Annotated in this window: 21 protein-coding genes; 13 read left to right on the top strand and 8 right to left on the bottom strand. The window is 64.4% G+C overall.

The window, feature by feature from the left end; all coding sequences use genetic code 11:
* Nucleotides 1–60: 60 nt before the first annotated feature.
* Together ACWV14_RS27670 and ACWV14_RS27665 are read right to left on the bottom strand one after the other, a co-directional pair.
* The gene (locus ACWV14_RS27670) at nucleotides 61–786 is read right to left on the bottom strand and encodes an RNA pseudouridine synthase (protein ID WP_454904731.1); all 726 of its coding nucleotides are present in this window, start codon (nucleotides 784–786) and stop codon (nucleotides 61–63) included.
* Nucleotides 783–2459, bottom strand: a complete 1677-nt coding sequence (locus ACWV14_RS27665) for an MBL fold metallo-hydrolase (protein ID WP_454904729.1) — start codon at nucleotides 2457–2459, stop codon at nucleotides 783–785. Before ACWV14_RS27665 ends, ACWV14_RS27670 begins: the two co-directional genes overlap by 4 nt.
* A 119-nt stretch (nucleotides 2460–2578) precedes the next feature.
* Between ACWV14_RS27665 and ACWV14_RS27660 the strand changes: the two genes are divergently transcribed.
* A complete protein-coding gene (locus tag ACWV14_RS27660; protein WP_454904727.1) occupies nucleotides 2579–3574 on the top strand; it encodes a Bug family tripartite tricarboxylate transporter substrate binding protein in 996 nt (331 codons plus the stop codon).
* Between the two features lie 276 nt (nucleotides 3575–3850).
* Here ACWV14_RS27660 and ACWV14_RS27655 read toward each other — a convergent pair whose 3' ends face one another.
* From ACWV14_RS27655 to ACWV14_RS27645, 3 genes are all read right to left on the bottom strand, one after another.
* Nucleotides 3851–4681 carry a TorF family putative porin gene (locus tag ACWV14_RS27655; protein ID WP_454904725.1) on the bottom strand — a complete coding sequence of 277 codons (831 nt, stop codon included), beginning with the start codon at nucleotides 4679–4681 and terminating at the stop codon, nucleotides 3851–3853.
* A 49-nt stretch (nucleotides 4682–4730) separates the two neighbouring features.
* On the bottom strand, nucleotides 4731–5681 hold the full coding sequence (locus ACWV14_RS27650; RefSeq protein WP_454904723.1) for a DMT family transporter: 951 nt from the start codon (nucleotides 5679–5681) through the stop codon (nucleotides 4731–4733).
* A 67-nt stretch (nucleotides 5682–5748) separates the two neighbouring features.
* A complete protein-coding gene (locus ACWV14_RS27645) occupies nucleotides 5749–6528 on the bottom strand; it encodes a GntR family transcriptional regulator (protein ID WP_454904721.1) in 780 nt (259 codons plus the stop codon).
* 166 nt (nucleotides 6529–6694) lie between these two features.
* On the opposite strand from ACWV14_RS27645, the gene ACWV14_RS27640 reads away from it, so the two are divergent.
* The 9 genes from ACWV14_RS27640 to ACWV14_RS27600 all read left to right on the top strand — a co-directional run bounded on the left by ACWV14_RS27640 (nucleotide 6695) and on the right by ACWV14_RS27600 (nucleotide 14044).
* Nucleotides 6695–6904 (top strand): DUF3311 domain-containing protein, encoded by a 210-nt coding sequence (locus ACWV14_RS27640; RefSeq protein WP_422088306.1) that lies wholly within the window; start codon nucleotides 6695–6697, stop codon nucleotides 6902–6904.
* Nucleotides 6901–8376: a sodium:solute symporter family protein gene (locus ACWV14_RS27635; RefSeq protein WP_454904719.1), complete on the top strand. Its 1476-nt coding sequence runs from the start codon at nucleotides 6901–6903 to the stop codon at nucleotides 8374–8376. Before ACWV14_RS27640 ends, ACWV14_RS27635 begins: the two co-directional genes overlap by 4 nt.
* Before the next feature lie 23 nt (nucleotides 8377–8399).
* Nucleotides 8400–9608: an amidohydrolase family protein gene (locus tag ACWV14_RS27630; protein ID WP_454904717.1), complete on the top strand. Its 1209-nt coding sequence runs from the start codon at nucleotides 8400–8402 to the stop codon at nucleotides 9606–9608.
* A 5-nt stretch (nucleotides 9609–9613) separates the two neighbouring features.
* Complete coding sequence (locus ACWV14_RS27625) at nucleotides 9614–10894, top strand: cyanate transporter (protein ID WP_454904715.1); 1281 nt, start codon at nucleotides 9614–9616, stop codon at nucleotides 10892–10894.
* An 8-nt stretch (nucleotides 10895–10902) separates the two neighbouring features.
* Complete coding sequence (locus ACWV14_RS27620) at nucleotides 10903–11397, top strand: nucleoside deaminase (RefSeq protein ID WP_454904713.1); 495 nt, start codon at nucleotides 10903–10905, stop codon at nucleotides 11395–11397.
* An 81-nt stretch (nucleotides 11398–11478) separates the two neighbouring features.
* Nucleotides 11479–11847: a hypothetical protein gene (locus ACWV14_RS27615; protein ID WP_454904711.1), complete on the top strand. Its 369-nt coding sequence runs from the start codon at nucleotides 11479–11481 to the stop codon at nucleotides 11845–11847.
* 86 nt (nucleotides 11848–11933) lie between these two features.
* Nucleotides 11934–12209, top strand: a complete 276-nt coding sequence (locus ACWV14_RS27610) for a hypothetical protein (RefSeq protein ID WP_454904709.1) — start codon at nucleotides 11934–11936, stop codon at nucleotides 12207–12209.
* A 225-nt stretch (nucleotides 12210–12434) separates the two neighbouring features.
* Complete coding sequence (locus ACWV14_RS27605; protein WP_454904708.1) at nucleotides 12435–13442, top strand: patatin-like phospholipase family protein; 1008 nt, start codon at nucleotides 12435–12437, stop codon at nucleotides 13440–13442.
* A 53-nt stretch (nucleotides 13443–13495) separates the two neighbouring features.
* Nucleotides 13496–14044 carry an RICIN domain-containing protein gene (locus ACWV14_RS27600; protein ID WP_454904705.1) on the top strand — a complete coding sequence of 183 codons (549 nt, stop codon included), beginning with the start codon at nucleotides 13496–13498 and terminating at the stop codon, nucleotides 14042–14044.
* A 25-nt stretch (nucleotides 14045–14069) separates the two neighbouring features.
* Here the strand turns inward: ACWV14_RS27600 and dkgB are convergent, their stop codons facing one another.
* Both dkgB and ACWV14_RS27590 read right to left on the bottom strand, forming a co-directional pair.
* Entirely contained in the window at nucleotides 14070–14891 is an 822-nt protein-coding gene (dkgB, locus tag ACWV14_RS27595) for a 2,5-didehydrogluconate reductase DkgB (RefSeq protein WP_454904703.1), read from the bottom strand.
* A 43-nt stretch (nucleotides 14892–14934) separates the two neighbouring features.
* Nucleotides 14935–16137, bottom strand: a complete 1203-nt coding sequence (locus tag ACWV14_RS27590; protein WP_454904701.1) for an MFS transporter — start codon at nucleotides 16135–16137, stop codon at nucleotides 14935–14937.
* 369 nt (nucleotides 16138–16506) lie between these two features.
* On the opposite strand from ACWV14_RS27590, the gene ACWV14_RS27585 reads away from it, so the two are divergent.
* From ACWV14_RS27585 to ACWV14_RS27575, 3 genes are all read left to right on the top strand, one after another.
* Nucleotides 16507–17454 carry a retron St85 family effector protein gene (locus ACWV14_RS27585; protein ID WP_454904699.1) on the top strand — a complete coding sequence of 316 codons (948 nt, stop codon included), beginning with the start codon at nucleotides 16507–16509 and terminating at the stop codon, nucleotides 17452–17454.
* On the top strand, nucleotides 17445–18389 hold the full coding sequence (locus tag ACWV14_RS27580) for a retron St85 family RNA-directed DNA polymerase (RefSeq protein ID WP_454904697.1): 945 nt from the start codon (nucleotides 17445–17447) through the stop codon (nucleotides 18387–18389). Before ACWV14_RS27585 ends, ACWV14_RS27580 begins: the two co-directional genes overlap by 10 nt.
* A gap of 199 nt (nucleotides 18390–18588) precedes the next feature.
* Nucleotides 18589–18915 (top strand): hypothetical protein, encoded by a 327-nt coding sequence (locus ACWV14_RS27575; RefSeq protein WP_454904695.1) that lies wholly within the window; start codon nucleotides 18589–18591, stop codon nucleotides 18913–18915.
* Nucleotides 18916–18945: 30 nt separating this feature from the next.
* Here the strand turns inward: ACWV14_RS27575 and ACWV14_RS27570 are convergent, their stop codons facing one another.
* On the bottom strand, nucleotides 18946–19956 hold the full coding sequence (locus ACWV14_RS27570; protein WP_454904693.1) for a LysR substrate-binding domain-containing protein: 1011 nt from the start codon (nucleotides 19954–19956) through the stop codon (nucleotides 18946–18948).
* Nucleotides 19957–20037 lie beyond the last annotated feature (81 nt).

Below are 20037 nucleotides of genomic sequence, written 5' to 3'. Positions count from 1 at the left end.
CGGGGGTCGTCCTCTTCCGTTCGATCGTCTTTGTCTCGTGGTTGTGGTTTTTGTCGTCGTTCAGAAGCGTTCCTGGGGTGCCAGGTAGCGCCACTGGCCGGGTTGCAGCCCCGCCAGCGGCACGCGGCCGATGCGGATGCGCCGCATCGCCAGGATTCGCAGGCCCACGTTGTCGCAGATGTGGGCAATCTGCCCCGGCTGCGCTCCCTTGAGCGCGAAGCGCAGGCCGGTCTGTTCGTCGCTCTGGCGGCCGATGCTCACCCGCGCGGGCGAGCGCTCCAGCCGCGCCAGCACCTCGGGAGCCACCGGGCCGGCCACGTCGACCATCACCTCGTGCTCGAGGATGCCGGCGTCTTCGTGCAGCTTGCGTTCGATGCGGAACTCCTGCGTGTACGCGACCAGCCCGCTGGCGCCGGTCTCGAGCGGCGTCATGCATTGCTGCCCCTTCGCATGGGCCGGCAGAAAACGCTGCCCGGCGCGCTCGGGCTCGTGGTGGTTCGCGGCCACCAGCAGGCTGTGTGCCTTGTCGGTGGGCATGCCGGCGGGCTTGTAGAGCAGCAGCGTGACGGGAAGGATGGGCTGCGGCCTGGCGCCGGCCGCGATCTCGACCTGCTGCCGCGGCAGCACGCGCGACTGCGGCAGCATCTGCTGCACGCCGTCCACGCGCACGGCGCCGTTCTCTATCAGCAGCTCGGCTTCGCGGCGCGACACGCCGGCCATCGCCGCCACGCGCTTGGCCAGGCGGATGCCTTCGCCGTCGTCTTTTTCAGGGGTGCTTCTGTTCATCGGGCCGCAGTCAGTTGCTGGATGCGCGCCACATGCGCGGCCAGGGAGCGTGCCGCCACCGGCCACATGCGTTCGGGCACGTCGTCGTAGGCGATGGGGAGCCATTGCTCGGGCGTGCCGTCGGGCAGCTTCTGCATGGCGGCGGCGATCTTGGCCTCGCGCTTCATGCGGTGCGCCTTCAGCATCGAGATGGCGGTGCGCGCGAAGCCGATCACGTAGCCGTGCGCCGGCAGGATGAATTCGACGCCGCCGGCCTCGCAGGCCGCGTCGAGCTTGTCGAGCGAATCGAGGTAGGCCGTCATGTCGCCGTCGGGCGGATCGACCACCGTCGTGCTGCCGTTCAGGATGTGGTCGCCGGAGAACAGCAGGCCGTCTTCCTCGAGCAGCAGGCACAGGTGGTTGGCCGCATGGCCGGGCGTGTGGATCACGCGCAGCGTGTGCGTTAGGGCGGTGCCTTCGGGCGATGTGCCCGAGAGCTCGAGGCGTTCGCCGTCGTCCAGTTCGCGTTCGGGCGTGAAGCGCGCCGTGGCACGCGCGGTCGGCCGCGAGGCCAGCCCGAGGATCGGCGGCCTCGTTTCCTTGCACAGCGCCTGCAGCGGCGCGGCACCGGGCGAATGGTCGGCATGCGAATGCGTGCAGACGATCATGCGGATGTCGCCATGCGTGGCGCGCCACAGGCGGCCGATGTGGTCGAAGTCGTTCGGGCCCGGGTCGATGACGATGTAGCCGGTGGCGGCGTCGCCCACGATGTAGCTGTTGGTGCCGGGGCCGGTCATGGCGCTCGGGTTGGGTGCGGTGAGGCGCATCACGTTCTTCAGCAGCGCAACCGGGTGCTCGCTCTGCCAGTCGAGCGCATGCGCGATCTGGCCGTCGGGGCACACCAGCGCGAGTTCGCCGAAGGGCGACTCGTGTTCCATGTAGCGCGCGTCCTCGCCCTTGAGCAGGCCGGCGCGCGGGCAGCTGGTCCACAGCGGGGCCTCGCCGGCATCGCCCGGCGCGCAGGCCGCGAGCACCGCGTCGACGCTGGCATAGGCCGCCATGCGCTGCAGCGTGCGCACGGTCGGGAAGATCATGAAGAAGCTGCCCGCCGCGTGGCGCGCGAGCGCATCGACCGGGCGCACCCAGCAGGGCTCGAACTGCTCGCTCTCGTCGGCCGTGGGCGTCTGGCCCTCGGGCATGCGCGCCACCAGGAACGGCACGTCGAAGCGCTTGGGCAGGTCGCGGTCGGTGATCCAGTGCGCGAAGGTGAACACTTTGTCGGAGTCGAGCACCAGGGCGCGCGCGGCGCACTGGTCGGCGAAGGCAGTGCCGGCCGTGTCGGCGCGGTCCATGGCGGCGATGTCCGCGGCGCTCACGGGGCGGCCGTCGGCATGGTGCGCGAGCAGGATGCCAAGCTCTTCGAATGCCTCGCGAATGGCTGCGATGGCCTGTGTGCGCTGCACCCGGCTCTGCGTCGGGCGGCGGGTGGCGATGCGCTTGGCGGCTTCGTCGGCCGCGTCGATGTGGCCGCCGGGGAACACATAGGCGCCGGGTGCGAAGCTGGCGGTGGCCGAGCGGCGCGTCATCAGCACTTCGATGCCGGCGGCGGTGTCGCGCAGCAGCAGCACTGTGGCTGCCGCGCGCACGGGCGCGGGCTCGCGTGCGGGGTGAATTTGTTGGGTGGAACGGACCATGGGGGGATTATCGGGAGCAGGTGCTGTGCGCGTATGTCGCGCATAAGCTCATGTGGATTCGGGCATGAGTGCCGCGCCACAATTCGCGCCTGCACCGCTTGCCTCGAAGAAAGACAGTCATGGCCCATTCTCCCTTTTCGCGTCGTTCGCTTCTGGTGGCTGCCGCCGCCACGCTCTTTTCCGCCACGGCCCTGGCCCAGTCGGACTGGCCGCAACAACCCGTCACATTGATCATGGGCTTCCCGGCCGGCTCGGGCGTCGACGTGGTCGCCCGCACCATCCAGGAGCCGCTGGCAAAGCAACTCGGCCGCCCCGTCATCATCGACTACAAGTCGGGCGCCGCAGGCAACATCGCCAGCGACTACGTGGCCCACTCCAGGCCCGATGGCTACACGCTTGCCTTCGGCACCGCGGCCACGCACGGCAGCAACGCCGCGCTCTACAAGAAGCTGCCCTTCGACGTGGAGGCCGACTTCATTCCGGTGGCGCCGGTGCTCGACGTGTCGAACGTGCTCACCATCAATCCTGACGTGATCAACGTCAGGACCTTGAAGGAGTTTGTCGAACTGGTCAAGGCCAATCCGGGCAAGTACAACTATGCGTCTACAGGCAACGGCGCAGGCACGCACATGGCCTTTGCCGAGTTCAACTCGCGCCTGGGGCTGAACATGGTGCACGTACCGTACAAGGGCGGGCCGGAGGCGATCACGTCGGTGGTGCGCGGGGAGACCTGCTGCATCATGAATCAGGTGCAGACGGTGCTGCCGCACTACAAGGCCGGCAAGGTGCGGCTGCTGGGCGTGACCACCGCCACGGCGGTGCCGGCGGTGAAGGAGGTGCCCACAATCGCATCGAGCGGCCTGCCGGGCACGAACGGTTTCGACAGCTCGATCTGGTTCGGCATCTTCGCGCCCAAGGGCACCGACCCGCAGATCGTCGACAAGCTCAACGCTGCTGTGAAGGCGGTGCTGGAGACGCCGGAGATTCGCGAGCGCTTCGAGAGCCAGGGCAACACGGTGCGCATCGAGACGCCAGCGCAGTTCAGGAAGACTGTGCACGCGAATCGCGTGAAGTGGGCTGAAGTTGCGAAGGCGGCGAATATCAGCATCGATTGAACGCTGCTGTTTCGGGGCGCGCTCACGCCGACGGGGTACCTTGCTCCGCGAATGTCCCCCGGCCTTCGGCCTCCTCCTTTATTTCGCTGCGCAAGGCACCCCGCCGTCGTGAGCGTTCAGAGCGCCTGTTGATCAGCCGGCATCGGAGCCGCGCTCATCGTGCACAGGGCGCCGGGTGCTCCCCGCAGCGAAATAAAGGAGGAGGGGCGAAGCCCCGGGGGACATTCGCGGAGGGGAGTACCCGGTGGCCTGTGCACACGCCCCGAACAAAACTGCCTAAAGCGTCTTGGTCAGAGTAACGATAAAGCGCGCCTTGTTGGGCGAGTAGGTCTGCCTGCCGAACGCACCAAAGCCCAAGTCGACACCCGGATTGCTCACCGCAAGATAAGAGCTCTGCTTGTTGGCTCCCTGCACAGAGCCTGCCAGCGACAACCCGTTGCCGAAGTCATAGCTCGCGCCCACGTTGTAGTCCACATAGCTCTTGTAGCCCAGGCTTCGGATGTCGCTCGACATGTTGGTGTAGCCCACCGCCGCCTTCAACGTGACCTTCGGAACAATCTCCTTGCTGTAGGCCAGGTTCAGATAACCCGTGTTCGTGCCCTTCAGGCCCGAGCCGGCCTTGTTGCCCGCATAACCGAAGTAGTCCTTCGACACCGTGTGCGAATACTTCAGCGTGAACGAGCCGATGGTCTCGTCGGTGTAGCCCGCGCTGCCGTAGATCTCCGTCGTGTTGCCCGAAGAATTGCCCGGGTAGATGTACGTGAGCGCGCCCACGTCCATGTCGAACACGCCGGCCTTGAACTTGTAGCCGCCGTAGATGTCGCTCTCGATGCTGTTGCCCTTGAGCCAGTTGACGCTCGAATTCCAGTTGCCCACATAGAAGCCGCTGTCGCCGAAGGCGTAGTCGAAGCCGCCTTGTATTGCCGGCTTGAAAGCCTTGGTCTTGGCGTAGTCGTTCTTGCCCAGCATGTCCTGGTCCTGCCCACGGAACTTGTAGTCGGTGGTGAACGCCACGTTGCCCGAGAGCTGCGCACTCGCAAGCATCGGCAGGGCGGCCAGGGTGGGAAGAACGAGCACCGGCAGGGCGATGCGGATCAGATGTTTCATTGCTAAAAAAGCCAACTTATGGAGGAGCCGGCAGCGTAGGAGCGGGCGTCTAAAAGCCGCGTAAAAAATGCAGGCCGCGGCGCAAAAGTTTTGCCTCTGGCATCGTCATCGCGATCACGCCGGCCACCACGCAACCCAGCCCGATCCATGCCGTGGGCGAGAGCGTCTCGCCGAGAAAGAGCACGCCGATCGCCACGCCGATGGGCACGCGCAGGTAAGCCTGAGCAGAGGTAGACATCGGCCCCAGCGTCCTGATGAGCCGGAAGTAGATGGTGAAGGCCAGCGCCGTCGACAGCACCGCCAGCGCGAGCACCGCCGCCATCGATGCGCCCGAAGGCTCCAGCGTCCACGGCCGGTCGATGGCGAGGCTCGCGGGCAGCAGCATCGCCGCGCCGCTCAGCAGCGAGCCGGCTGCCGGCACCATCGGGTCCAGCCCGGCGAACACGCGGCCGAACATCGCAGCGCAGCCGTAGCACACGGCCGCCACCACCAGCGTCAGTTGCGCGAGCAGCGAATGCCCGAGCCCGTTCAGCGCCTCCAGGCCGACGATCAGGCAGATGCCCGCCAGCCCGGCACCCACGCCGAAGAAGCGCTGCAGCGTGGGTTTGCCCGCACTGCCCAGGCCCAGCCCCAGCAGGAAGATGAATATCGGCGAGGTCGAGTTGAGGATGGTCGCCAGGCCCGCGTCCACGCTGCGCTCGGCCCAGGCAATCAGCGTGAACGGCAGCACGCTGTTCAGGCAGGCCTGCACCGCGAAGCGGCCCCACATCGCCGGCTCCTTCGGCAGCCTCACGCCGCGCATGCGCAGCACCGCGAGCAGCAGCGCTCCGGCAACCAGCGTGCGCGCCGCGATCAGCGTGACCGGCGGGATCGTCGCCACGCCGACCTTGATGAAGGTGTACGAGGCGCCCCAGCAGGTGGCGAGCACCGCGAGCAGCGCCCATTCGAAGGCGGGGTTGACCGGGGGCTGGGCAGCGGAAGAGGGCGTCGATGCTTGCATGGTGCGCCGATCATCCCGGCGGCGGCGCACCGGCACTTCGCCCGCGGGCGAAGCGTGGATGTCTTTCTCAGTGCGGGTGGTCGTGCGGCTTGCCGTTGCCGCTGTTGTTGCCGCCGCCGTTCAGCAGCGTCGCAAGGTCCACTTCCTGCTCGGCCGCCGCGCCGGCAATCACGCGCTGCTCCAGCTCGTCGAGATGCTCCATCGCCACGGCCAGCGCCTTGTCGAGCGACTTGCCGGTGGTCAGTGCCTCGATGATCTGCTCGTGCTCCCGTGGCGCGCAGCTCGCGGCCTCGGCGGAGTCGTAGAGCGCCTTGTACAGCTCGGTGTTCGAAATCAGCCGCTGTATGTATGAGAGCAGCTCGTCGCTGCCCGCCATCTGCGCCAGCAGCAGGTGGAAGTCGCCGGCCAGCCGTATCGAGTCTTCGCGCCGGCCTTCCTTGAACGCCTTCTGCTCCGCCTGCACGTGCTTGCGCAGGGCGGCCACCTGCTCGCGCTCGAGGTTGCCGAACAGCGTGGTGATCAGCCCCGCCTCCACGATGCGGCGCGCGCGGTAGATGCCGCGCATGTCGTCGATCGAGGGGTTGGGCACGAAGGCGCCCCGGTTGTGCTCCAGCACCAGCCGCTTTTCGGAGCCCAGCCGCGCCAGCACCTTGCGCACCGCGCCGCGCGTGCAGCCCAGGGCTTCGGCCAGCGCGCGCTCGCGCAGGGGGGTGCCGGGGCGCAGCTTGCCGCTGAGCAGGGCCTTGGAAACGGCGGCGTAGACGCGCTCGTCCACGTTCGCGTCTTCGGCGTCGATGGGTTCCGGGGCGGGGGAGGGCGCTGGGGTTCGGCGGGTGGCGGCAGGCATGGGCAACCGGATTATTGCCTGCGGCCCGCGCCTACGGGAAAGCCCCCGGATTGACTCGGCCGGCCCGGCTCCCTACCATTCGCTCCGTTTGGTTAACCAAAATAAATATGTATGGTTGACCAAAAATAATCAACATTCCCAACCAAACCATGATTCGAGGCTCCCGATGAAATCCGTCAAATGGCTGGCAGCGCTGCCGGTGCTCGCCTTCTTCAGCGGCGGATGGCTGTCGTCCGTCGCGCCCACCTTCGTGCTCGGCATGCCCTTCCTGATGGTGTGGAACGTCAGCTGGCTGGTGCTGACCTCGCTGATCATGGTGGTCATCGACCGCGCCGAAGGCGACATCGACGCCCCCGCGGCGGGAGGCACGCAATGAACGCCGCGCTGGCAGTCATCGCGCTCTTCGTGGTCGGTGCGCTGGGCCTGGCGGTGCTCGCGCGGCGCGGGCGCACCATGAGCCTGGAGCAATGGGCGCTCGGCGGGCGCGGGCTGGGCGCCATCATGGTGTTCCTGCTGATGGCGGGCGAGTCGTTCTCCACCTTCACCTTCCTGGGCGCGAGCGGCTGGTCTTACAGCAAGGGCACGCCGGCCTTCTACATCCTGGCCTACGGCGGGCTGGCCTACCTCATGGCCTTCTGGATGCTGCCCGCCGTGTGGCGCTACGCCACCACGCACAAGCTGGTGTCGTTCTCCGACTTCTTCGCGCACAAGTACGACAGCCGCCCGCTCGGCGTGCTGGTGTCCATCGTCGCGCTCATGGGCATGGTGGCGCTGCTGACCATCCAGCTGCGCGGTCTGGGCATCATCGTGTCGGAGGCCTCGTACGGCTCCATCGCGCCGCAGGTGGCGATCTGGATCGGCACGGTGGTGATGGTGAGCTACATCCTGTTCTCGGGCATCCACGGCTCGGCCAGCATCGCCATCGTGAAAGACGTGCTGATCCTCGCGCTGGCGGTGTTCCTCGGCATCTACCTGCCGTGGCACTACTACGGCGGCGTCACGCCCATGTTCACCGCCATCCACGCGGCCAACCCCACCTTCTTCGAGTTTCCCAAGGATGGCCTGAACCTCACCTGGTACAACTCGACCATCCTGCTGACGGCGCTGGGCTACTACCTGTACCCGTTCAACCTCACCTCGGTGTACGCGGCCAAGAGCGCCAGCGCGGTGCGGCGCAACACCATCCTGATGCCGCTGTACCAGGTGGTCATCGCCTTCCTGTTCCTGGTCGGCTTCGCGGCCATCCTGCAGGTGCCGGGGCTCAAGGGCTCGGAGGTCGACCTGGCGCTGTTCGGCCTGGTGAAGCACACCTTCGACCCGTGGTTCGTCGGCGTCATCGGCGGCACGGGCGTGCTCACCGCGCTGGTGCCGGGCTCGATGATTTTGCTCACGGCCTCCACCGTGATCGGCAAGAACGTCTACAAGGAAGGCTTCGCCCCCCATGCCACCGACAAGCAGGTGTCGCGCGTGGCGCGCGGCGTGCTGCCGGTGTTTGCGCTGGTGGCGGTGTACTTCGTGCTGCGCGGCGGCACCACCATCGTGGCGGTGGCCATCTTCGCCTCGAGCCTGCTCACGCAGTTGCTGCCCTCGCTGCTGTTCAGCCTCATGAAGAAGCCCTTCGGCAACAAGCACGCGGCCTTCGCGGGCATCCTGGCGGGCGGCGCGGTGCTGGGCTTCATGATGACCACGGGCTCGAACCTGGGTACGCTGTTCCCCGCGGCGCCGGTCGTGTTCAAGTCGCTCAACACCGGCCTCGTGGCGCTGGCTACGAATGCGCTGTTGTTCGTGCTGGTGGCGCTGTTCACGCCGCGCATCCTGCCGCGCGGCGCCGCGCCGCAGCCCGCCTGATGACTTTCAAGGAACCCGTCGCCATGTCTTCGCTGCTGATTCGCAATGTGCGCCCCATGGGCGCTTCCCCGGTCGACGTGTTGGTGCAGGAAGGGCGCATTGCCGGTGCCGGTGCCGGCGCCGCGCTGGCCGCGCCCGCCGGCATTGCCGTCGAAGAGGGCGGCGGCGCCTTGCTGCTGCCCGGCCTCGTCGAAGGCCACACCCACCTCGACAAGACCATGTGGGGCATGGACTGGTACCGCAACGAGGTCGGCACCAACCTCACCGACAAGATCGAGAACGAGCGCGCCTTCCGCCACGCGAGCGGGCACGACGCCGCGGCGCAGTCGATGGTGCTGGCCAAGGCCTTTCTCGCGCTCGGCACCACGCGGCTGCGCACGCATGTCGACGTCGACACGCAGGCCGGCCTGCGCCATCTAGAAGGCACCCTGCGCACGCGCGAGGCGCTGCGCGACGTGCAGCAGATTCAGGTCGTCGCCTTTCCGCAGTCGGGCCTGCTGGGCCGGGCGGGCACGGCCGAACTGCTCGACCAGTCATTGGCGATGGGCGCCGACGTGCTCGGCGGCCTCGACCCCTGCGCCATCGACGGCGATCCGGTGAAGTCGCTCGACGTGCTGTTCGGCATTGCCCACAAGCACCAGCGCCCCGTCGACATCCACCTGCACGAGCCCGGCGCGATGGGCGCCTTCTCGCTCGACCTGATCCTGCAGCGCACCGAGGCGCTGGGCATGCAGGGCAAGGTGGCCATCAGCCACGGCTTCTGCCTTGGCGACGTGACCGAACGCGAGCGCGACGCGCTGCTCGCGCGCATGGCGAAGCTGGGCGTGGTGCTGGTCACCAGCGCGCCGCCCTCGCGCACCGTGCCGCCGCTCATGGCCTGCCGGCAGGCCGGCGTGACCGTGGTCGGCGGCAACGACGGCATCCGCGACACCTGGTCGCCCTACGGCAACCCCGACATGCTGGAGCGCGCCATGATCATCGGCCTGCGCTACAACCTGCGCCGCGACGACGAGATCGAAGTCGCGCTCGACACCGTCACGCACTCCGGCGCGCGCGGCTGCGGCTTCGAGGCGTATGGCCTGGTGCCCGGCAACCGCGCCGACCTGGTGCTGGTCGATGCGCAGACGGTTGCGCAGGCCGTGGTCTCGCGGCCCGTGCGCAAGCTGGTGGTGGCGGGCGGCCGCATCGTGGCGCGCAACGGCACGCTGCTGGCCGACGTGGCTGCCTTGTGAGGGCGGTGCGAAGTCGTGACGGAGGCGTCGCCTTCGCGGTAGTGATCGTGCTGGTGGCGCTCAACCTGCGCGCCTTTCTCACCTCGAGCAGCCCGCTGCTCGAACCCATACGCCTGGCGACCGGCATCGGCTTTCATGCGGTGGCGCTGCTCACGGTGCTGCCGATGTTCGCGATGGGGGCAACGTCGCTGTGCGGCGCGTCGGTCGGCCAGCGCATCGGCGCGCGCGGCGGTGTCGCGCTCGGGCTCGGGACCATCGCCTTCGCTTGCGCGAGCCGCTATGTGGCGGGCGGCGCGGCTGCGCTGCTGTGGAGTGCGGCGCTCGCGGGCGCAGGTGTCGGGCTGGTGCAGGCGCTGATGCCCGGCGTGGTGAAGCAGGCCTATCCGGCGCGCATCGGCGTGATGACGGGGCTGTACTCCGCCGCCATCATGGGCGGCGGCGGGCTCGGTGCCATCGCCAGCCCGTGGGTGGCGCATGCAATCGGCGGCGCGCGGCCCGACTGGCACGCGGGCCTTGCGATATGGGCCCTGCTCGCGACCTTCGCGCTGCTGTATTGGCTGAACATGCGGCGCATGGAATTCACCGTCGCCGATGCGCCGCGCCAGAACCTCTCGTGGCTGCGCTGCTTCGCAAGCCGCCGCGCATGGCTTCTGGCTGCGTGCTTCGGCCTCATCAACGGCGGCTACACGAGCCTCGTCGCATGGTTGCCGCACTTCTACGCGCAGCAGGGCTGGACCGCACAGCAGGGCGGTTCGGTGCTCGCGCTGATGACGGCCGCGCAGGTGGTTGCCGCGCTCGCCATGCCCGCCATCGCGCGCAGCCGGGGGCGCGACCTGCGGCCCTGGCTGGTGCTCACGCTTGTCGCGCAGCTGGCGGGCTTTTGCGCGCTGACCTTCGACGCGCCCGTGCCGGCCGTCGCCATCGCGGTGGTGCTGGGCTTCGGCCTGGGCGGTGCTTTTTCGCTGTGCATGGTGCTGGCGCTCGACCACCTGCCCGACCCCGCGCAGGCCGGCGCGCTCGCTGCCTTCATGCAGGGCGTGGGCTTCATGATCGCGGCGCTTGCGCCCTTCGTTACCGGCTGGGTGCGCGAGCACACCGGCGGTTTCACGATGGCGTGGGCCTACCTGGCCGCCGTGGTCGTGGTGCTGCTGCCGCTGATGCTGCGCTTCGATCCGCGCCGCTATGCCGCTGCCACGGCGGGGCTGTTCGGCTCGCAGGCGCCGCAGCGCCACGGCGTTGCCCATCCACGCCCCGCGCTCGACAGCGCCACAACCGGAAAGCCCTGAGCACCACCATGTACCAACACGAATTCATGCAACGGGCACTGGCCCTTTCTGCGTTGGCATTGACGCAGCCCGGCACCGAGCCCTTCGGCGCCGTCGTCGTGAAAGACGGCGCGATCGTCGGCGAAGGCTTCAATCATTCCGTCGCGCACTCAGACCCGACCTCGCACGGCGAGGTGGAAGCCATTCGCGATGCCTGCCGCAGGCTGGGCACCGTCGACCTGTCGGGCTGCGAGCTCTACACATCGTGCGAGCCGTGTGCCATGTGCGCGGCGGCCATGCACATCGCAGGCATCGCCAAGCTGTACTACGCGGCATCGCTGGTGCAGTCGGGCCGGGCGTTCGAGGGCGTGACCGTCGAGGCGCGGCATCCCATCGACGTGGAGGCGCTGCGCGCCGAGGCCGGTGCGCCGCTCGACAAACGCCGCCTGCCCGCCGAGCAGAAGCTCGACGGCGAGGCCGTTCGCATTCTTTCGGAGTGGGCTGCGACGCGAAGAGCAAGGTAGGGCGAACGTATTCGGCATGCCCCGGTTCACGCGAACCTCCGGTCTCTACAGTGGGCCGATGCATCGCACTACACTGCGGCCATGCAAGCAAAGAAGGAAGCTCGGCGCGGGCTCCAGCCCGTGGTGGAACTCCGCAAGGAGGGAGCTTTCTATGCCTATTCGGTTCGCGCCCCGCGCTCCAAGGGAGTGATACCGCCCAGCTCATACAGCAACGGCGGCTTCCTGACGCTTGCCGACTGCCTGCTCGACGTGGCGCGCGCGCTCGGCGGCAACTTCAGGCGCATCTACGTGCGGCTCGACACCTACTGCGTCGGCGAGCGCGACATTGCCGAACTGCAGCAGGCGCCCGAGAAAGTCGCCGCCGCCCTGAAGGCCGATTGCCTGGCCGCCAGCGCCGCCGAGCAGGCCAGCGCCCTCGTGCTGGAATCGGAGCGCCTCCCCGGCCACTAGTTCTGCAGGGTTGAAGGAACTGTCCTACCCCCGGTTTGCGTGTTGTGCGGCATCCCGCGCCGGCATTGCGCAGAAAAAACCTGTTCATGGCTACCTACGAGTCCGTCCTCCATGAGACCGGCCGCTTCGAGGTCGTGGATGCGCGCGAGCGTTCTTACACCGTCATCGAAAGCACGGAGTGCCTGGTTCGCGTGAGCATTTCGAAGCGCTATCCCACCATCAAGGGCGCGGTGAGCTACAGGCTGCTCGACGGCACGCCCGTGCGCCGCTCGAAGCGGGGCTTCTTCGACACCATGGACGGAATGAACCGCTTCTTCGTAGTGAACGCGGTAGAGACGCCGGAAGAATCAGTGTGCCGATGAGCGCGAACTTAGGTTCGCCCCTGGTCAAGCCATGCGAATCCAACGCATGAAAACGGCCGCTTCAACAGCAGGTTTTTCACCACGCTGGTGCGATTCAATTTCTTGCGCGGCCTCAGGAATTACGCGGTTGGATTGAACGGGATTCCACTCGTAGCGACAAGCACGCCAAGCGCCCAGACTCCGCTTCCCCAAGCCGGGAAGTCATTTCTTTGAAAGGAGCTGGCAATGGCGGATAACGCGAAGTTCACCATCCTCTCGTTCGTTGGCGGCGGCATACGAGGGCTGATGTCGGTCACCATCCTGAACGAGCTTTACACGAAGTTCCCACACATCCTCGACAACACCGACCTCATCGCCGGATGCTCGACGGGCTCGATCATCACGAGCGAGTTGCTCGCGGGGAAGACGCCGTCGCAGCTCATCACCTTCTTCTCCGAACGCGATGGCAGGGGAGAGATCTCGTTCTACGACAACATGAACACGAACCCGAAGGAGCCCGCGTACAAGATCAGCGACGCCTACGACTCGCAGTTCGCACTGCACGGCGACAAGAAGGTGCAGGACGTCGACTGGAAGAAGGTGCTGTTCGTGAGCTTCAACGTGGGCGGCCTCGAAGTGAAGAACTCCGTGCAGACGCCCATACCGTGGAAGCCGCTCATGTACACGAACATGGACCCCGACCTGGGCGACGTGACCATCGCGAAGGCGGCCACCTCCAGTGGCGCGATGCCCGGCCAACTGGGCTCGTACGAAGGCAACGTGGACGGCGCCTTCTTCAACCACGACCCGACGGTCGCGGCCATCGCGCTGGCCGTGAAGGCCGGCTACAACCTCGAAGACATCACCGCCATCACCATCGGCACCGGCTACATGCCCGACTGGATTGCCACCGACACCCACAACTGGGGCGCCGACCAGTGGATGAACGGCGTGGCCAACCCCTTCGACAACACGCCGCCGTTTCTCATGAACCAGGCGAAGTCTTCGCCGGTGCTCGACATGTGCCTGAATGGCACCTCGACCGAGCTCATGCCGACCATCGCGAAGATGCTGCTGGGCAAGCGCTACGCCAACATCAACCCGACGCTGCCCTTCTTCATTCCGGAGAACACCACCTACCAGCCGGCCATCGACCTGCTGCAGGACAAGGGCAAGCACGCAGACACCGCACATGCCGAAGTTTTGCTGGAGAAGTACTGGGTCGACCACGTGCTCGGCCCCGTGCGGACCTGAGCGGCACCTACGAGCAAAGAACGCAAACGCATTCCCGGAAAGGAGAAACGACGATGTCGATCACCGCAACAAAGGGTGCAGCAGCAGCCAAGGCAGCATCCGGCACTTCCACGGGCGAACTTAACCTCGGGCCGTATTACATCCAGCACCTGCCCGGCGGCCACTACGTGCTGGACGTGCACTACAACAACATAGCCGAGGGCACCCAGGTCATCGGGTACACGGTCAACCAGCCGGAGACCGGCAACCAGCAGTGGCTGTTTGTTCCGGCCGGGCCGCTGGCGCCAGGGTGGTGGTATCTGCAGACGCAGATGGGCACCGAATACGTCATGACCCTGCAGCCCCACACCACCACCGGGTCAGGGCCCGTGGTGATGCAACCCAAGGCACCCGGCGATGCAAACACCCAGCTCTGGAGCCTGCTCTCCACCGAGGTGCCCGGCTACTGGTACATACAGAGCAAGTACGGCGCGAGCAATTCGCAGACGCCGGTGGTCATCGAACTCACCAGCGACACGTCTGGCGCCAACGCCGTGGCCAACCCCCTGAGCTTTACCGGGTTCGCGGCACAGGCCTGGGGCTTCAAGCCTGTGTACTGGTAGGCCGGCGGCCGGCCTGCTGTCGCGATCAGTCCCAGGCCGGCGACAGGCCGGCCGGGTCGGTCAGCCGCTCGCCACGGTCGAGCGCGGCGATCTGCGCCATCTCTGCATCCGTCAGCTTCAGCTGCTGCGCGCGCAGATTGCCTTCGAGGTTCGCGCGCTTGGTGGACGACGGAATCACCGCGTAGCCCAGTTGCATCGCCCATGCCAGCGTGACCTGCGCGGTGGTCGCGCCGTGTGCCTTGGCAATCGCCTCGATCACCGGGTCGGTGATGACCTTGCCGTAGGCCAGCGTCATGTAAGACGTGATGTGAATGCCCTGGCTCTTCGCGAACTCCGCCACCTTGCGGTTCTGCAGGTACGGGTGCAGCTCGATCTGGTTGGTGGCGATGTTCTGCGCGCCCACGGCCGCGATGGCTTCCTTCATGAGCGCGATGTTGAAGTTGGACACGCCGATGTGCTTGGTGAGCCCCTGCGCCTTGGCATCTGCCAGCGCGCCCATGAACTCCGCCACCGGCACCGCGTTGCCGGGCGAGGGCCAGTGGATCAGCGTCAGGTCGACATGGTCAGTGCGCAGCTTGGCGAGGCTGTCTTTCAGGCTGGGCACCAGCTTGTCCTTCGCGTAGTTGTCGGTCCAGATCTTGGTGGTGATGAACAGGTCTTTGCGCGCCACGCCGCTTTCTGCAATGGCCTGGCCCACCTCGGCTTCATTGCCGTAGATCTGCGCCGTGTCGATCACGCGGTAGCCCACGTCGAGGCCGTTCTTCACCGAGTCGATCACCACCTGGCCCTTCAGGCGGAAGGTGCCGAGGCCGAAGGCGGGAACGGGGTTGCTGTTGTTCGTGCTCATGTGTTGTCCTTGTGCGTTGAAAAAAGAGAAGAAGAAAAGAAGTTCAGTGGCCGGCCGGCACCGGCCCCGAAGCGCGAACCGGAATGCCGGCGCGGCGGTCGAGCACGCCGCTCCACTGCGTGAGCGCCAGCGACACCAGCACCACCAGCGCGCCAATCCACGGCGTGTGCATCAGCCCCAGGTGCGTCACGATCAGCCCACCGGCCCAGGCCGCGCCGGCAATGCCCAGGTTGAAAGCCGCGATGTTCAGGCCCGAGGCCACGTCCACCGCCTGCGGCGTGAAGCGTTCCGCCTGCTTCACCACATACACCTGCAGCCCCGGCACATTGCCGAACGCCACTGCGCCCCACATCAGCACCGCCAGCAGCGCCAGCCACTTGTGCGGCGCCGCGAAGTTGAACACCAGCAACACAGCCGCCAGCAGCGCAAAGATGACCTTCAGCGCCGGAATGGGGCCCATGCGGTCGGCCAGCTTGCCGCCCCAGATGTTGCCCACCGCCACCGACACACCGTACACCAGCATCACCCAGCCCACGGCGCCCGCGCTGAAGCCGGACACGTCAGTGAGGATCGGCGCCAGGAACGTGAACGGAATGAACGAGCCGCCATAGCCGATGGCCGTCTTCGCATACACCAGCAACAGGCGCGGCTCTGCCAGCACCTTGGCCTGCTGCGCCAGCGAGGCCGGCGGCGTGTGGCGGATGTTGGAGGGCACGAAGACCCAGCTGCCGATGAACGCGACAACGCCCAGCGCCGACACGGCCAGGAAAGTCTCGCGCCAGCCGAAGTGCTGCCCGATGAACGTGCCCAGCGGCACGCCCGTGACCAGCGCCACCGTGAGGCCAGTAAACATGATCGCGATGGCGCTCGCCGCCTTTTCCTTCGGCACCAGGCCGGTGGCAATCGTCGAGCCAATGGAGAAGAAAACCCCGTGCGCCAACCCCGTGAGCACGCGGGCGGCAATCAGCGATTCATAGCTGGGCGCCTTCCACGCCAGCAGATTGCCGACCGTGAACAGCGCCATCAGCCCGAGCAGCAGCGCCTTGCGCGGCAGCTTGCCCGTGAGGGCCGTGAGCACCGGCGCGCCAATGGCGACGCCCAGTGCGTAGAGGCTGACCAGCAAGCCGGCGGAGGGGAGGCCGATGTTGAGATCGGCTGCGACTGTGGGGATGAGGCCAACGATGACGAACTCTGTCGTTCCGATGGCGAAGGCGCTGAGGGTCAGCGCTAGTAAGGCGATTGGCATGAGGGCACTCCTGAATGGATGTGGAGGAGTGTCTTGCGGTTACCTTTGCGGATAAATTGGGGGGTGGGGCAGAAGATAGTTGATTTGAAATCAATAGTGATCGAGACTCAGATCGGATTACACAAGCCAATCCGAAGGATGTCGACGAAGCGAAACCGCGGGATTTCTTGCCTTGCAAAGTCCTGTAACGTCTGCAAGAATGACCGTTCAATTACGCGTATCGGTAGCAGGAGTTAGCTATCAATGTCGGGCGCTTCGCCAGACTGAAATGCAGTGGACTACAACAACGGCACGAAATCGGCATGCGCCGAATCCGTGTCCGGTAGGTCCCGATTCGGCGCATGCCGCTTTCGTGCCTAATTTAGGTAATTGAACATATTTGTGGACGCTATAGAACAATTCAAAGTAAGCGTCGATCCCCTGAGGACTCGTTTGCGTCGCCTTCCGAAGATCATTTTGGTATTCGGGAGCGGCCCTATTGGAATTGAAGAAAAATATCGAAATTCTTCATTTCGAAACGTTTTTCTCAACTGGGCTTCCGATACTCGAAGCCCACTCCAAGAGCAATTTCAACTTCCCGAATACTATCCCGAGTGGAATAGGTTTCATGGGTATCAAAATCTTGTAGATTTTGAACGTGAGGCGGGTGCACTTTCAGGTGCAATTTTGCTTTTTTCAGAGGGAAGTGGAGCACTTGCTGAATTGGGCGCTTTCTGCATGGATGAAGTCCTGTCAGAGCGGCTTCTTGTAGTAATTAGCCGAGCACATTTCCTTGAAGATTCATTTCTTGTTCACGGCCCGCTAAAAAAGCTTGCGGGAGAGCATTCCGATGCCTCTATTTGTGTCGTAGAAGCGAACAGGCCAGAGGAGTTTTACGCTGAGGCCTCTGCTGTTGCCGAGGCCCTACAAGGAAAGATAAATGATAACCCTCGAAAGGAGTTGATTCGTTCTGGAAGAATTAGAGATCAACTTCTTTTAATAACGGATCTTGTGGAGCTTTTTGGGGCTGCAAAAGAAACTGAAATTATCAGTCTCTTGGAGTTTTTCGGGATTGAGTTTGATAGAAATACTTTTCGCAGGGTGACTGGTCAACTGAAGCTATTTAATCTTGTTGCCGAAGCACGCCAGTACGAGCAAAGGTATTTGGTGGCGCCTGTGAAAAATCGAGAGTCTTATATGGACTATGACGCGGCGCGTCCAGGAGAACGATTCGATCGAACTAGGTTTAAGACAGTTGCATTTGAGCAACTAAAAAAGGACGCCAATCGGAAAAAGGCGTACGAGCAAATCCACGGAAGAGGTGCGGGATGGAACTGATTGAGCGATTGCAGATCGCTTTTCCATTTTCACGCAGGGAAGTGGAATTGTTGATCTATACAGCCCCTCGTCGATATAAAATTCATAATATCGAAAAACGAAATGGCCGTGGACTGAGGTTGATTGCCCAGCCTACAGCAGAACTAAAATTGGTGCAGAAATGGTTGGTGTCAAATTATCTGCAGTTGTTGCCAATCCATAGCGCGGCTACGGCTTATCGTTCTGGTCTGGGGATTAAGGATCACGCGCAACTTCACGCTTCTGGCAAATATCTTCTCAAGTTGGACTTTGAAGACTTTTTTCCGTCGATTCAAGGCGCGGATTTTCGAAGGCATGTTGAGCGATTTTCCAATTTCACGTTGCCCGACCAAATTGCAATGGTACGCTTGCTTTTTAGGGCGGATGCAGATAGCAAGCGATTGATTCTTTCCATTGGGGCCCCAAGCTCGCCATTGGTGTCAAATACTGTTATGTATCCTTTTGATTTGGCAATTAAAGAATACTGCGAGCAGTTTGATGTTCGCTATTCTAGATATGCTGATGATTTGGCATTTTCAACCAATACACCGCGTGTACTTGAGAGTGTTAAGGCGCGCGTTGTTGAAATTTGCCGAACTTTAGAATATCCTCGCCTTCGACTGAATGAAGGAAAGACAGTATTTACTTCGAAGAAGCATCAACGTCAATTGACAGGGTTGATTTTGTCAAATGATGGTCGTGCATCGCTGGGTCGAGAAAAGAAGAGGGAAATCAGAGCGATGGCGCATCATTTCGGATTTGGCGTACTAAATTTGGATGAGGTGGCAAAACTTCGTGGACTAATCGCATTTGCCATGTCGATTGATTCTGAGTTTGTTGCTTCTATTAAAAAAATGCTGGGCCAGCAGAAATTTAATGAGTTGATGCGCGGTCTAGGAGATGGCGCCGTCGACTAAGCTATGTTCAAGCGAGTTGATGCTATTGGCCTCAATTCAAGTCACATTCAAACGAATGGGCGAACCGTGATTAATGTGACGTTCTGAAGGAGGCGTGAGCGTCTAGAGGAATCTGCACATATACACTGACGCGGTCGCGCTAGATGGTGCGGCCGGGTTTGGAAGCCTGATGAACTCTGCGCAACTTGGAGACCATCTAATGGCTGAATCCGCTCGCGCCCGCGCGCAGTCTGACAATCCTTCCACGTCCCATGAGCCGTCGTTTCTCGAATTCGACGACTTCGCCCTTCAAACCTGCGACGACGCAGATGCCCTCAACGAGGTCATGCGCGGTTACATCGCTCTCGAAAAGCTCGTAGACCCAGGCGCCGTCAACGATAGCGGCGACCTTGCGCTCAATCGCGCCGAACTGAGCGCCTTGCTGCGCTTGCTCAATGAAGCACTGAGCCGCCGCATCGACACCGTCAACGCTGCAGCCGGCACCCTGCGCGCCGCACTAAAAGCGCCGAAGTCGACCGTCAGCTGACGTAGCAACGCTAAGTCAGTCTGAGAAAGTTCAGGCAGCCGGCCCGCCCGGTTGCCTCACCTCAGTCCCGCCGTTTGCGCTAACCCATTCGTCCGCGCCCATCTCCCCCAGCATCCACTCCCTGAACGCCACAACCCGCGCATCCTCCTCGTACCCCTGCGGATACACCAGGTGATACGCATACGTCGGCGCCATGCTCACGCCCACGTCGAACAGCCTCACCAGCCGCCCCTGCTTCAGGTCGGCCTCGATCATGTCCAGGTCGGCCAGCCCCACCGCGCCGCCTTCGAGCACGGCCTGCACCACGTAGCCCGAATCGGAAAACGCCACGCACCGGCTGTCGTCGAAGTCATCATCGACGCCGGCCGCGGCCATCCACATGCGCCAGTTGGGCCAGGTCATGGTGTCGGTCTTCCAGTCGACGTAGCACAGCGTGTGGTGCAGCAACAGGTCGCGCGGCTCGTTCAGCGGCGGCCCGGTCTCGATGAGCCGGGGGCTGCACACGGGCACGATGTCCAGCTCGAAGAGCCGGTCGGCGCGCGCGCCCTCGTACTGCCCGGTGCCGAAGCGGATGGCAACGTCGATGTCGTCGGCCTCGAAGTCGCGCAGCTCGTCGCTGATGTCGAAGCTCAGCTCCAGCCCCGGGTTGGCGGCCCTGAACTGCGGCAGCCTCGGCAGCAGCCAGTTGGTGGCAAAGCGCGCGCTCAGTGACACGCGCAGGTGCGCCGCGTTGCGCGTGAGCTTGCGGGCGCGGCCGGCGGCGCGATGCAGTGTGTCGAGCGCATCGGCGGTGGCCTCGAACATCACGGCGCCGGCCGGCGTGAGCTGGATGCTGCGGCTGGTGCGCGTGAAGAGCACCACGCCCAACTGGTCTTCGATGTCCTTGATCTGGTAGCTCACGGCCGCGGGCGTGAGCCCCACCTCGTCGGCCGCGCGCGTGAAGTTCAGGTGCCGCGCGGCCGCCTCGAAGGTTCGCAGGGCGCGCGTGCCCGGCAGCATGCGGTTCGTCGTCGTCATCGTCACCGGCGTCGTCGATGCCATCGATCTTCAAGCTCCATTTGATGGTTCGTTGAGAACTACTCGTTTTTCAAAGCGCGCGCGGCGCGGGACGATCGAGCCAAT

The sequence above is a fragment of the Variovorax durovernensis genome, assembly GCF_977011995.1.
The sequence above is the reverse complement of the archived record's forward strand: the minus strand, read 5'-3'. Positions and strand labels throughout refer to the sequence as shown.